The 13,770-nt window shown below is 38.6% G+C and carries 11 protein-coding genes; 3 read left to right on the forward strand and 8 right to left on the reverse strand.

Annotated elements, in window-relative coordinates:
• Positions 1-79 precede the first annotated feature (79 nt).
• From GAB14E_RS21050 to GAB14E_RS25225, 3 genes are all read right to left on the reverse strand, one after another.
• Positions 80-2,251: a TonB-dependent siderophore receptor gene (locus GAB14E_RS21050; RefSeq protein ID WP_033080396.1), complete on the reverse strand. Its 2,172-nt coding sequence runs from the start codon at positions 2,249-2,251 to the stop codon at positions 80-82.
• A 97-nt stretch (positions 2,252-2,348) separates the two neighbouring features.
• The gene (locus GAB14E_RS21045) at positions 2,349-3,662 is read right to left on the reverse strand and encodes a lysine N(6)-hydroxylase/L-ornithine N(5)-oxygenase family protein (RefSeq protein WP_033080397.1); all 1,314 of its coding nucleotides are present in this window, start codon (positions 3,660-3,662) and stop codon (positions 2,349-2,351) included.
• A gap of 162 nt (positions 3,663-3,824) precedes the next feature.
• Complete coding sequence (locus GAB14E_RS25225; RefSeq protein ID WP_081967663.1) at positions 3,825-4,079, reverse strand: hypothetical protein; 255 nt, start codon at positions 4,077-4,079, stop codon at positions 3,825-3,827.
• Between the two features lie 141 nt (positions 4,080-4,220).
• On the opposite strand from GAB14E_RS25225, the gene GAB14E_RS21040 reads away from it, so the two are divergent.
• Positions 4,221-5,060, forward strand: a complete 840-nt coding sequence (locus GAB14E_RS21040) for a formyl transferase (protein WP_033080398.1) — start codon at positions 4,221-4,223, stop codon at positions 5,058-5,060.
• A gap of 41 nt (positions 5,061-5,101) precedes the next feature.
• Here the strand turns inward: GAB14E_RS21040 and GAB14E_RS21035 are convergent, their stop codons facing one another.
• From GAB14E_RS21035 to GAB14E_RS23820, 3 genes are read right to left on the reverse strand one after another with little or no spacing between them, the layout of a single operon-like run.
• Positions 5,102-5,512, reverse strand: coding sequence for an ExbD/TolR family protein (locus GAB14E_RS21035; RefSeq protein ID WP_052093388.1), 411 nt, complete (start codon positions 5,510-5,512; stop codon positions 5,102-5,104).
• Positions 5,512-6,261, reverse strand: a complete 750-nt coding sequence (locus tag GAB14E_RS21030; protein WP_052093389.1) for a MotA/TolQ/ExbB proton channel family protein — start codon at positions 6,259-6,261, stop codon at positions 5,512-5,514. The genes GAB14E_RS21035 and GAB14E_RS21030 overlap by 1 nt, the downstream gene beginning before the upstream one ends.
• Before the next feature lie 20 nt (positions 6,262-6,281).
• The gene (locus tag GAB14E_RS23820) at positions 6,282-6,980 is read right to left on the reverse strand and encodes an energy transducer TonB (protein WP_197061135.1); all 699 of its coding nucleotides are present in this window, start codon (positions 6,978-6,980) and stop codon (positions 6,282-6,284) included.
• Between the two features lie 339 nt (positions 6,981-7,319).
• Between GAB14E_RS23820 and dapE the strand changes: the two genes are divergently transcribed.
• Both dapE and GAB14E_RS21020 read left to right on the forward strand, forming a co-directional pair.
• Positions 7,320-8,600, forward strand: coding sequence for a succinyl-diaminopimelate desuccinylase (dapE, locus tag GAB14E_RS21025; RefSeq protein ID WP_052093391.1), 1,281 nt, complete (start codon positions 7,320-7,322; stop codon positions 8,598-8,600).
• A gap of 228 nt (positions 8,601-8,828) precedes the next feature.
• The gene (locus GAB14E_RS21020; protein ID WP_033080399.1) at positions 8,829-10,106 is read left to right on the forward strand and encodes a leucine-rich repeat-containing protein kinase family protein; all 1,278 of its coding nucleotides are present in this window, start codon (positions 8,829-8,831) and stop codon (positions 10,104-10,106) included.
• A gap of 228 nt (positions 10,107-10,334) precedes the next feature.
• Here GAB14E_RS21020 and GAB14E_RS21015 read toward each other — a convergent pair whose 3' ends face one another.
• Positions 10,335-12,338, reverse strand: coding sequence for a methyl-accepting chemotaxis protein (locus tag GAB14E_RS21015; protein WP_033080400.1), 2,004 nt, complete (start codon positions 12,336-12,338; stop codon positions 10,335-10,337).
• Positions 12,339-12,540: 202 nt separating this feature from the next.
• Positions 12,541-13,701, reverse strand: a complete 1,161-nt coding sequence (locus GAB14E_RS21010; RefSeq protein WP_033080401.1) for an FAD-dependent monooxygenase — start codon at positions 13,699-13,701, stop codon at positions 12,541-12,543.
• Positions 13,702-13,770 lie beyond the last annotated feature (69 nt).

A 13,770-nucleotide genomic window follows, 5' to 3' on the forward strand; every position in this document is an offset into this window, starting at 1 on the left:
GTCAACAGACCCTGATATTTTTATTGGCAATAAAAAAGGGCCTAATGATAGGCCCTTTTTAAACGGATATTAGCAATGCCTACCACTGATAAGTGGCGGTTAATGTTACTTTACGGCGACTACCATAACTACAATTCCTATCGTTACAGGTAGCGATGACTAACTTGTCAGTTAAATTACGAGCATTCAGTGCCAGTGCCCACTGGCCGAATTCATAGTTGAGCATAGCATCAAGCAAGGTATAACCCTCAACATCTATTGGTGCTTTTTCGCCAGTACCTTGATTACTGCCGGTATAACGAGCGCCACCACCTAGCGTTAAACCATTATCAAACTGATAATCTGCCCATAAGCTTAGCTGATGCTCGGAAACCGCTTTGTCTTGTTTACCAATATCATCAAGATTACCGCTACTGGTTACTTCAGCTTTTGGCAACCAGCTATAACTTGCCGTAAGATTCAAGCTTTCAATAGGTTTAACGATAGCTTCAAACTCAAAACCTTGCACATTGACTTCACCAGTTTGTTTAAATCCCGGAATATCGTCCCACACCCATTGAGTAAAGTCTTCCCGCGTAATATCAAATACAGCGGCACTATAGCTGGCAACGTGATCTTCTGGTTGATAACGAACACCGACTTCGTATTGACGCCCTTCTTCAGGTGAAAAAGGGCGTTGTGTTGATGGATCAACCGTGGTGGTTGGTGCGAAAGACTCCGAATAGCTGAAATAAGGGGCTAGACCATTATCAGCTAAATAAACTAAACCAAATTTACCAGTAAAGGCATCATCTGTTTGATCTGAAGCTTGTATACCGTCTGGAGTAAAAGTTTTCACTTCAGCACTATCGTAACGACCAGCAAGGTTTACTATCCAGCGTTTGGTTAATTTAATTTGATCTTGCAGGTAAAATCCCAGCTGAACAAGTTTAGTAACACCGGCAATGTTTGGTTCTGGTTGAACGACTGTAGCGCCGTAACTAGGATTGAATAAGTCTAAATCAGCGAGCTGTCCGCCATATTTGGCACTAACATTAATATCTGTTTTCTGGTAATCGATACCAAACAAAAGAGTGTGTTTAATCGTGCCTGTTTCAATCTTACCAATTACTCGAGTATCGAGGTTAGTGCTGTTAACTTTTTCCATACTAGAAAGTGGGGTGCGGGCTAGATAGCGAAAATTTTCAGGGGCATCAGCATCGATATCATTTTTTTGCGCCCATTTTCCCCAAATAACCCCATAATCTAAATCAGATTGAGAATATCGACCATGTTGTTGGACTTGCCATTGGTCATTTACCTGATATTCACCTTGATAACCGATCATCCATTGTTCTTGGTCATAGCGGTTAAAATCAGGCTCTCCAATCAAAGTAGAAACTGGTATTTTTCCATTAGGGTTTGATAACAAGGTGCCTTCTACAGGATATGAATGCCATGCTGAACCGGCATCAATATTTAAATATTGGCCATAAACAGTAAGCTTGCCTGCATCGTTTGGTTGCCAAGTAAAGGAGGGAGCTACATACTGCCGGTCATTTTTTAAAGATTCTGTCGATAGTTCTGCGTCTTTTATTAGCCCAGTCAGACGATACAAATATTCACTTTTATCATCTATTGGACCGGATAGATCAAAAGCTAATTGCTTATGTTGATCGTTGCCCAGCTGCAGTTGAATTTCATTTTGAGTATATGATGTTGGCATTTTACTCACTAAATTAACGACTCCACCAGGACCATTTTGTCCATATAACACAGATGCTGGGCCGCGCATAACTTCTATCCGTTCAAGGCTATAGTTATCAACTTGCCATAGACCCCAATTACCACTATTACGCATTTGTAAGCCGTCAAGATAAAAACCAGGTGCATAAGCATCAAATCCACGAATGTATAACCAATCGTATTGCGGTAAATCACCCCATGGTGAGGTATTTACACCTGCAGTATAAGCTAACGCTTCAGTCACTCGAGTGGCCCCAATAGCTTCAATACGGTCTGCGGTAACAATAGCTATAGACTGAGGGATTTCAATAAGCGGTGTATCTGTTTTCGTTCCGGTAGCACTGCGACGGGCAAGGTATCCTTCGACAGGACCTTTGCCCGTTTCCTGATCCGCATCAGCATTTACTGCTACCCCAGGGAGTTGCTTTGGAGACTCGCTGGCGTTAGTTGCTGCAATGAACATCAAAGAAGCCGCAATCGGGGTTATGGTCCACAGCTTAAAGGGGACAACAAGGTTATGTTTCATGTCTACTTAAGATCCTTAGTAAAATAAATAGTAGTTTTTATATGAAAAAATTCCGACGCCCCTTGTATAAGAAGCATCGGAATTTTTATCGAATTAATTACGTTACTTTTTCAATTTTTTTTGAGTTCTCAGAATTGATCGAGTAATTGATATTTGATTTATTTAGTCGCTGGCCTATTTCTTGACTACGAACCGCTAAAAGAGAAAGTAAGGTATCGCTCAATCCATGACTTTGCTCACAAGCACCCTGTAAAACAATTTTAGGTTGAAAATTGTCATTCGTCTTAATGCAATAGTCTCTATCGACTTCAAAATCACCTAAATATGATGCTAAAGGCCTTAATAGCTTTTTGTAGTGATCACGTTCATAGCCCGTAGCTAAAACAACCGCATCATAGGTACGGATATATTGCTCGCCAGTCCTTCGGTTTTTTACTTTCAAATGAACGCCTTGCTGATCTGAGACAACAGTTTCAATATCAGTGCTTGGTACGAAATTATGACGTTCATCTTTACGAACCTTTTGCTGGTAAAAGACATCGTAAATTTCTTCAATCAAAGGAAGATCAGGACAAGCATAATTAGTTTGACGATATTCACGTACTAAACTTTCTCGTTCGGCTTTGTTTTTTGAGAACACATAATCAGTAAATTCAGCATTAAAAATTTCATTTACAAATGGGCTATCATCAGAAGGTTTTATTGAATTAGCTCGCATAATAAAGTCAACTTCATATCCCTCTGGCCGGCCATGTAAATTTCTAAAAATCTCAGCAGCACTTTGCCCTGCACCAATGACGGCAATTTTTTTCGCTTCACGGTTAAGTTCAATCTTTTGTAAATATTGATTCGAATGAAAAACTCGACTTTCACCTGCAAGGTGGCGAAACTGCTCAGGAATATAAGCACTCCCCCCCACGCTCATCACTAGATTATTGGCTTCCCGTTGGAAAGTTTGCCCAGAAGCATCACGCGAGAACACCCGTAAAGCCACCACTTGTTGGTTTGCGATAATAGGTTGTACATCAAATATTTCTTCTCCATAACGGGTTTGTTGGTCAAAGTGAGAAGCTGCCCATGTTAAATAGTCATTAAATTCATGACGGCTGGGGTAAAAAGTTTGCAAATTAATAAAATCAGCTAACCGATTGTGCTGATGTAAATAGTTAATAAAGGTGAAATCACTTTTGGGGTTATGCAATGTTGCCAAATCTTTCATAAACGATATTTGCATATGGGTATTGTCCATCATCATATGCTTATGCCAAGAAAACTCGGGTTGTTTCTCGATAAATAATGCGCTATTACCTAGCTTATCCATGCCCCCTTCTTTAAGCGCAATGGCTAAAGCAATATTGGATGGACCAAAACCAACACCAATGAATGAATGTCGGGGAGTAGTTTTTTGCATGATTTTTTCCTCACAATTACGGCGAGTAAGTAATTGATGTAGGGGTTAACCTCTGGACTTACTCACTCAGGATATTTATCTTGTTAACCCTAATAGACGAATCTAAATAAGATTTGTTTACCTTATTTATTGATTAATGAAATGAGTTTTTTTTGAACAGTATTAATTAAGGGCTGTTGATCTTTCGAGATTACTTTTGCAGCGAATTGTTGGGGGCTTATACAAGACTGAGGCTTTGTCATGTGGTTGTTCAGGACAATATGCTCCTGCATTGTCTAACAAGCTACATCCGTGTAGCGTCACATAAAAAGACGATAACGCAGTAAAAATGCCCAACAAACGCTGTCCGAAGGATTCGGCTAAAAACGTTTTATTCTTTGTTAAGTCGTATTTGCTTAGAATGACTAGGCTACACACTACTCGCCGCGACTAAAACGCTTTACTCCCTTTAAGGAAACCGAATGAAATTCAACCCTGAAAGATCAATAGTCCCTAAACATAAAAGAATAAATTACGTCTCTACTAACACGTAAATTAATGATAATAATGAGTAGGGAAATGGTTAAAAAGAAACTAGTTTATGTTTGGTCGTTACGAAATGCGGCGGCTGATCAAGCAGGGCAAATGATCGATTACAAAGGCGAGCAACGCTACATGAAGTCGGTATTGGAATATTTAGTTATGCAGCTAAACAACACAGATTTAGGAGATTTGTATACGTTGGAAGCGGTGATTTTTGACGATGATCTCAGCTTAACGGCAGACGCCAATAAATTAAAGGATTATGGTATTAATCGTCAACAAGCAAAAAAAGAAAGCTGGCTGTATCCCGAACGCTTAGAAGTACAGGGGCGTTTGCTTGATGATTTGTTAATTAACGTGCCTTCCACATATCGTCAATGGCCAATAGGCCATGCTGAAAGGGCGGCAGGTAAAGATAGGTTTGAACAAAAATTACAAACTCAATTTGACCACTTGCAAGCCGATGTTGTGATGCTTGATGGTCTACTGGTGATATTAAATAATCTTGCAGATGAAGCTAATCCGTACTTTAACAAAATTGCTAATATTCACCCAGGTATTACTTGTGCTGAATCGCCCTTTCAACGCCGTGGTGCGATGGCGACATTAGATGCTTTATATGGTGCTAAAGGACAACGAGTTACTAATTGGCAGACAATGGCAACAGAGCCTGCTGAGATCAAAAGAAAAACAGGAGCCTCGTTTCACTTTATTGACAAGGGTATTGATTCAGGTCCCGTTATTATCGATGTTTTAAATACAGAGATTACTGCTGAAGATACCATTTTAGAATTACGTTGGAATAATTTTCATTCGAGCTTATTTCCAGCCATGCGCGAGGGATTATCGGTACTAGCACAAAAAGAAAATAAATAATGGAAGCAAAATGGCGTTTTAAAAAACGCCATTTTAAGTTATTAAAGCACTGTTGTTACAAAACCTAACGATTCGACACCTGATTTTTGTGCTAATGCCATCACTTTTACCACGTGCTCATAAGGTACTTCAGCGTCACCTTGTAGTTGAATTTTCGGTTGCGGATCTTGTAATACTATATCAGCGAAAATGTTCGTCAATTCTTCCCTTGAAACTATTTGTTGCTGCCAAAGTAATTGTCCTTGCTTGGTGATAACTAAACTTAAACTTGTCGGAGAACTGGGTGTTGTTTTATCTGCTACTTTTGGCAATTCAACTGCTACTGTTTGTGTTAATACGGGGACAGTAATAATAAAAATAATTAATAATACGAGCATGACATCAACTAAAGGTGTCATGTTTATTTCTGACATCATTTCTTGCTCGTCATCAAACTCTCCACCAAACATCATTATCGACTCACCTCATTGGTATTTAAGACTGTGGATTCTGATTTTTTTACCTGTTTTTTCCCATTCGTTTTTGTTGGCGCAGAGCCGATAACCATAAAAGCATGTAACTCATGTGCAAAATGATTGAGTCTGTTGATGACCCGTTTATTACCTCGTGTGAGTGCGTTATAGCCAAGTACCGCAGGAATAGCGACAGCAAGACCAAAAGCGGTCATGATCAACGCTTCACCTACAGGGCCAGCAACTTTATCAATACCGGCTTGGCCTGATGCGCCAATGGCAACTAAAGCATGATAAATCCCCCAAACAGTACCTAATAATCCTATAAAAGGTGCCGTCGAGCCAACTGATGCCAGTATGGCTAAACCTTGTTGTAAATTAGTTTTACTATCTTCAATTGATGTACGTAAACAGGTAGTAATCCATTCCGACAAGGGCAGACTACCGTGCAAATCTGCTTTATATTGCGCGTGATGCTTTTTCGCATCTAAACCTTCATTAACTAACTTACTAAATGGGGTTTGTACTGTGCCCGTCGCATACAAAAGTTTCAAACCACTGTTGATGTCTTGACTATGCCAGAACTCCATTGAGCCTTTTAAAGGGCGATTAAGTAAATATAGCTTACGTGCTTTTAATAAAATGACACACCAAGAAGCAATAGACATCATTAATAATGAGATAGCAACCGCTTTGATCACAGCATCACTTTGTGACCACATGGCAGCAATTCCGTAAGAGTTTTCCATAGTATTTCCTATTAAATGGGTTATGTTTTTGAGTGATTCAATGAAAAATGCACGGGCTGTATATACCAATATTCAATTGATTTACCGTTTTGTTGAGCGGGTTGATAACGCCAATATTTCACTGTTGCTTTTGCAGTTTGATCTAAGCGTGTGAAGCCACTTGATGCTTTCAGACGCATTTCACCTACTGAACCATTTGGTAAGATAAGAATTTCTAGCAACACCGTACCTTCTTCATGTAATCGACGAGACAAGCGAGGATAAATTGGGTTCGGGTTACTAAGTGCGTTGGCGTCGTTCAAATGGGGAAGTACGAGGGTACTAACCCCTTTATCATCCTGAGCAACAGGCTGTGGCTCGACGGTTGACTGTGTTGCCACTACTGACTGTGGCTCTAAGATTGACTGAGTTGCTGCTACTGGCGGTGGCTCTACTATTGATTGAGTTGCTGCTACTGGCGGTGGCTCTACTATTGACTGAGTTGCTGCTACTGGCGGTGGCTCTACTATTGACTGAGTTGCTGCTACTGGCTTAATTTTTTCTATAAGTGGTAGCGTTTTATTTTCTTCAACTTTTTTTGATGAAGTAATCAGATTGCCTCGAAGGCTAGGTTGATAAATTTGTTGATTGGCTTTAATTGAGCCTTGGTTAAAACTAAAAAGTATCACCCCATGAAAGAATGCTACGAGAAAGCAAATGAATAAATTAGTTCTAGACACAGTTGAAAATTCACTAAGTTGTAGAGTAATTTGTATTGGGAATAGGTACATTTATACCACACAAATACAAATATGAATGATTATCATAATCATTATATTTTGTTAATACAAGCTATCCAATTATTTTGAAGATTAAATAAGGAATATAAGATCTGTATAGTGAAAATTGTTTATTTAAATGAGCTGATTTATTAAATTAATTTGCATTCAATTCGTCTAGGACTATATGTGAAAAATATTAGCGATACATAACATAACGATCCTCAAGCACCTTAGGGGTTGAAATACTAAAGTCGCGTATAGCTAAATTTATATTAGCAATTTGAAAGAGTGATAAAAGTGATCGATAACAGCCATGTTAAACATATTGAAATAGAACAACTAGCTATTTATTTAGCAAAAAAGCTAGTCAGTTACCCATCTATTACGCCAGATGATGCTGGTAGTTTTGATTTTTTATACAACTATTTAACTTCTTTAGGTTTTAATTGCCGAGAAGTCACTCAACAAGGTGTAAGAAATTTAATTGCCACGCAATACTTTGGGGAAGGTGAAACGTTTGCTTTTGCTGGCCACCTTGATGTTGTTCCGACAGGTCCAGAGCACTTATGGCGATGCTCGCCTTTTTCTGGCGAAATTATAGATGAATGTCTTTATGGTCGGGGGATTGCTGATATGAAAGGAGCAATAGCTTGTTTCATCGCTGCCATTGAAAGTTTATTAACTCGTTGTTCACGTGGCACATTAATGTTGCTGATCACCTGTGATGAAGAGGGTGAAGCTGAGTATGGTACGGCATCGCTCATGCAATATTTACGCAGTAAGGAGCCTGAAAAAATCCCTGATTATTGCTTAGTAGGAGAACCTTCTTGTAAAACAACGTTAGGCGATACAATAAAAATTGGTCGACGGGGAGCGCTTTCAGGTCATATTCGAGTGCTCGGCCGTCAGGGTCATGTGGCTTACCCTGACAACTGTGAAAATGCAGCACATTATGCTGTTACCATTGCTGATAAATTACTTACTATAAATTGGGATAAAGGTACGAAACAAATGCCAGGTACTAGCTTGCAAATTACTCAATTAAGCAGTGGTGAATTTGTTGATAATATTGTGCCCGGAATAACAGATATTCATTTTAATATTCGTTACAGCAGCTTATACAGTGAGCAACATTTAAAAACGATTATCGATGAGACATTACAACTACCGCATATAAATATAGAAATAGATTGGCAAAGACCGTGTGAACCATATTTTAATTCAGCTACTGATTTTGTTGGCATTGTTAGTCGTGCGATATTAAAGACTGTTGGTATTATACCAATGCTTACCACAGATGGTGGCACGTCAGATGGTCGTTTCATTGCCTCTGATAAAACTCAAGTAATTGAATTTGGTGTGAAAAATGAAACGATACATCAAGTAAATGAACATGTCCCCCTAACTGACTTGTATAATTTGACACAGATATACCAAGTAACCATTGCTGCTTTTTGTTGCCAAGACAGTAATCACACCTCAACAATTAATAAAAAAAATATCAGCCGAAACTTACAGGACATAGAAAATGCATCTCAACAACTTGATGAAGTTTTAGAATGTATTGAATACTCCTGATTAAATAATATCGCCTAAGGGGGCAATAAGAATCAGTTTAAACGGATAATAAAAAGATTCATATGCCTATATAAATCCGTTGTAAAGAAGTAACTACAGAAATTACCTGCCAGTACTTAACTATCAAGGGTAAGAGAATAATAGAAGAAAGCGCATTTATAGACTGAAATCCTCGAGTAATTTAAGTACACTAACGCCGTTTTTCATCACATCAACGGACAATTAAATTTGCATACTCTAGCTCAGCTTCAATCTGGCGAACTTCGCGGTATTAGTCAGTTAAAACTATCTGAAAATTTAACTGAATTTCCACTAGAAATTTTAACTTTAGCTGACACGCTAGAAGTACTAGATTTATCTCATAATGCTTTATCTTCATTACCTGAAGAATTAGCGCAGCTGAGTAAACTTAAGATAATTTTTGCGTCACAAAATAACTTTGCACAATTGCCTGAAGTCTTAGGGAAAATGCCTAAGTTAGAAATGGTTGGCTTTAAATCAAACCAAATAAAAAAAGTTGCTGAACAGTCACTTCCAATACGATTACGTTGGTTAATTTTAACGGATAATCAAATTGAAACTTTGCCAGACTCATTAGGTGAACGACCTAGGCTACAAAAGCTAGCCCTAGCGGGTAACCAATTAAGCGAATTACCGCACACATTAGCTCGAGCACATAACTTGGAATTGATACGGATTTCAGCAAATAACTTAACAGAGTGTCCTGAGCAGCTATTAAACTTGCCAAAATTAGCTTGGCTGGCCTTTGCTGGCAACCCCTTTTCTAAAGTGAAAGTGGATACTGAAAACAAGGTCAAGTCTGTACCTGAACTATCTTCTACAGATTACACCTTAGAAAATGTCCTTGGCCAAGGCGCCTCTGGTGTTATTTATAAAGCGCATTGGCACAGTAAAACTAGAGCTGAACAGTCACAATTTCCAGATAACATAGCAGTAAAAGTATTCAAAGGAGAAGTGACCAGTGATGGTTATCCAGAAGATGAGTTACAAGCCTGTTTACAAGTAGGTAACCACCCAAATTTAGTCCAATCTTTAGCGCAAGTGAAAGAAGAGTTAAACCCCGGAGGTAAGTACCTGGCGCTGATCATGAATTTGATCCCTGAAACTTACAAAAACCTTGGTCTGCCGCCTTGTTTTAAAAGCTGTACCCGCGATACTTTCCCACAAGGTTTTACCTTACCAATCTCTCTTATCTCTAAAATAGTTCATCAAATGCAAGATGTATTTAGCCACATGCATAATAGTCGAGTCTGTCACGGTGACTTATACGCCCATAACACCTTATTTGATGCCCAAGGCAATATCATTTTTGGCGATTTTGGCGCTGCCACTAGCTATCAAATGTTAACGCCGGCACAGCAAGAAAAAGTGCAGACCATTGAACAAAGAGCACTAAATCATTTTATTGATGATTTATTGAGTGTTTGTGATCAGCAAGATAGAAGCAGTGAAGGGTTTAAGCTGTTGAAAAAGATAAGCAATTAGTAGCGAAAGCATTGTCACTGCCAGTGCAGACTGTACTTTCGCCAGACACTAATTAACTTTATACTTTTTAAGATAGATTATTCAAACGCGCTAATTATAGCGGCGTTAACCGTTTGGTATTACTTGTGAGAATAGATAAAACTAAACTAATAACAAAGAAAAAGCGTGCAGAGTAAGCTCTACACGCTTTTTTATTTCAGTTAAAATAACTCAATAAAATTTAAGTGATTACACTTTGAATTGATTAACTACAGTGGTCAGATTTTCAGAGTAAGTTTGCAGACCTTGCAAGCCATCACTCATTTCTGCTGCCCCTTGCACAGTATCTTCAGTCAAAGCTCTGACATTTTCGATATTTTTTGAGACCTCTTCAGCAACAGTTGATTGCTGGGTAACCGATTGTGCAATTTCTTGGGTTTGGTGCTGAATATTAGTAATAACACTGGTGATTTCAGTTAACACCCCTTGCACTTGTTCAGTAAGTTCTACACTAGACTGAGCTTCTGTTCGGCTACTTTCCATCACGGTTACTGCTTTTGATGCTGTGGTTTGCAGTTTATCAATGATTTTTTCGATACTCGCTGTTGATTCTTGTGTACGCGAGGCTAATGTTCTTACCTCGTCAGCTACAACAGCAAAACCTCGCCCTTGCTCACCAGCTCGTGCCGCTTCAATCGCCGCGTTTAATGCTAATAAATTAGTTTGCTCAGCAATGCCGCGAATCACATTCAAAACTTCACCAATACTCTGGCTATCTTCCTTGAGTTTATTAACAACAATTGCTGCTGCACTAACATTTTCAGCAAGCTGAGTGATACCCGTAGTAGCTTGATTAACCACAGATGCACCTTGAGCAACTTGAGTCTCGGCATTAGTGGCCAGCTCTTGTGATAGGTTAGCATTATAAGAAATTTCACTACTGTTTTGCGCTAATTCATTAGCCGAAGTAGCAACCATATCAATTTCCTGCTTTTGCTGCTCAATAATGTCGATAGTTTGCCTACTGATAGTTGAGGCAATATTGGTTGATTGCTCCACTTCTGCCGTGATCACTACGGTTTCTTTCACTAAGCCCTGAATTTTATCGATAAAAGTATTGAATTCTTTTACTAATTGGCCAATTTCATCATTTTTAAGCGGCTCAATACGCTTAGTCAAATCACCATCACCTTCTGCGATATCATGCATGGTTTGTTGTAACCGGGTAATACGTTTGGTCAGTGGTAAAATCATCACATAAACCACTAAGGCTATTAAACCGATAATGATAAAAACAATAAAGCTTGATGACCAAAACGCTTGAGTAACGGGCTCAGAAATAAGTTTTTCTGGCACCATAAAGCCTAACTTCCAATTCATTTTAGGTAAATCACTGCTTACCTGATTAAAGACGACTTTAAATTGTTCACCTTGCCATTCAACACTGCCGATACCTGAAGCACTCGTTAACGCCAGACTCTGTAGCTGAGTAAAACCAGATGCATCAGAAAACTTAGCATCTATATCTTGCATTAAATCACCCGGCGAAAAGCTAGCATTAAAACCAGGAAAAAATACCAACTTACCGGTATCTGTCATTAAAAATGCTTCACCTTCACCTTGGTATTTAATTTTAGAAAGCAGATCCTTACCTATGGTAGAGATCAAAATATCAATGCCACCAATACCAAGTAGTTTGCCGTTAGGTAGGTAATAAGGACCTGTTACTGTCGCTGAAATAGAACCATCATTATTATCAACAGCAGGGTCAGTCACATACATTTGTCCCTGATTTAGACCTGTTGTCCACCAAGGGCGCTGATTAGTGTAATAATCTGCATCAGTATAACGACCATTTAAGTCAAAATATTCATGGGTATTTTCACTACCAAAAAACACGCTTTTAATGGCGGAATCTTTGCTTGAGAAAAAATTAAAATATTCGGTCACTTGTTGATACTGTTTATCGTTATCAATATCCGAAAGCCTTTTGCTATAGCTAGAAAACCAGTCGATAACTTGTGGGCTAGCAAAAACACTGTGCACTATTTGCCCTTTCGCTTCAAAAAAACCACGTACTTCTGCCGATTGCAATTTCACGATATCTTCAATTGATCTGGTGATTTGTGTTCGGGTGTTGTCACTGACATTAGAAAGAACGAAGAATGAAGTGATGATAAGTAAAAGCGCAACTGCGCCTGAGATGCCAGCAACTAACTGACGCATAATAGAACCATTTATAAAATTAAACATGAATTTCCTACTGCTTGATTGGTGTGAAACAAGTTTTAGCTTTCATTATTTGCAATCAAAACGTAAATTTTGATAATACAAAAACTTTATCATGGCTCGAATGAAATGGCTATCCACCATAAAAATGTAATAATATTGAATATAGATATGTTAAAACTGTGTTATAAAAATCGGACTAATTAAGTGATCCATTTGTTATTACTTAGAGCAAACCACTGCCCCAGATTTTTGCCATTCCCATAACTAAATTTTGATAATTGTTAGCTTTAGCGTCTAAGTTTCTTTGCTGACAAAATTCAGCATCTCTATTAAAAATAGCAGCCGCTAACTGTCGTCCTCCCATGGTTATGCCAGTAGTTTTATCCAGTCTTAGTTGAGTGAAATGGTCAAATGCCAGTGAAATATTCTCTGCATGTGCTTTTAAGCTATTAGCTAAGTGCCAAGCATCTTCCAGTGCCTGACAAGCTCCCTGCCCAGAAGTTGGTAATGCTGCGTGTGCCGCATCACCAATTAATAATGCATTATTTTTATGCCAATTTTTAATGGGATTATGATCATGAATATAGAGTTTATTAATAGAAGAAATTGGCGTGTTATTAATAATGTTGGCAATAGGAGTTGGCCAATGATTGAAAATGGCAGTTAATTCGTCTTTATAGTTTGTTGAATTTCTGTCACCAATCTTTTCTTCGACAATACCTCCAGCCCAATAGGCTTTATGACTTGAAACGGGTACTATGCCAAAACGCTCTCCTACCCCCCAGTAATCGGCAACTGAAATATCGTTAAATATTTTATCACTACTTTCAAAAACACCAATCCAATTAATAAAACCTTGATAAACTGGTAGGTTATCAGCATTAACATAGTTGCGTGTAATTGAATTCATACGTCCGTCTGCGCCAATAACAATATCAGGCTGAATACTTTTTCCATTATCAAAACTAACAGTTACTCGACCGGTATCACTGTCTGATAAAGCAATAACCTTATGCTGATAATGAATGTTGATATGCAATTCAAGCAGACGCTGCGTGAGTATCTGCATTAGATCTTTACGAATAATTGAATAGCTAACATACCCCATCAACTCATTAAGTTTATTAATATCAAGCGAACCAAGCTGCTGCCCATCTTGGTTGAAGCGATTCATATTATTCAATCTGCCAGAAACTTGCATTACCGCAGTTAACACACCAAACTGCTCTAAAACAAACGAAGCGTTAGGCCAACAAACAATCCCTGCACCAATACCTAATACTGTTGAGTGCCTTTCATAAACCTCCACGTCGAAGCCGGCTAACTTTAGAGCAATGGCCGAACTTAGCCCGCCAATACCAGCACCTAATATGGCTATTTTCATTATTTACTCCTTTCGAAACACTCAGAAAAACAAACCATGAAGTTAGAATCCATGGACTATATATGGATA

Origin of the sequence: Colwellia psychrerythraea (assembly GCF_000764185.1) — a bacterium.
Lineage (GTDB): Bacteria > Pseudomonadota > Gammaproteobacteria > Enterobacterales > Alteromonadaceae > Colwellia > Colwellia psychrerythraea_B.

Excerpts from the sequence above, each read along its gene's own strand:
- GAB14E_RS21050 (WP_033080396.1), bottom strand. The coding sequence starts at position 2,251 with ATGAAACATAACCTTGTTGTCCCCTTTAAGCTGTGGACCATAACCCCG.
- GAB14E_RS21045 (WP_033080397.1), bottom strand. The coding sequence starts at position 3,662 with ATGCAAAAAACTACTCCCCGACATTCATTCATTGGTGTTGGTTTTGGT.
- GAB14E_RS21040 (WP_033080398.1), top strand. The coding sequence starts at position 4,221 with ATGGTTAAAAAGAAACTAGTTTATGTTTGGTCGTTACGAAATGCGGCG.
- GAB14E_RS21035 (WP_052093388.1), bottom strand. The coding sequence starts at position 5,512 with ATGATGTTTGGTGGAGAGTTTGATGACGAGCAAGAAATGATGTCAGAA.
- GAB14E_RS21030 (WP_052093389.1), bottom strand. The coding sequence starts at position 6,261 with ATGGAAAACTCTTACGGAATTGCTGCCATGTGGTCACAAAGTGATGCT.
- GAB14E_RS21015 (WP_033080400.1), bottom strand. The coding sequence starts at position 12,338 with ATGTTTAATTTTATAAATGGTTCTATTATGCGTCAGTTAGTTGCTGGC.
- GAB14E_RS21010 (WP_033080401.1), bottom strand. The coding sequence starts at position 13,701 with ATGAAAATAGCCATATTAGGTGCTGGTATTGGCGGGCTAAGTTCGGCC.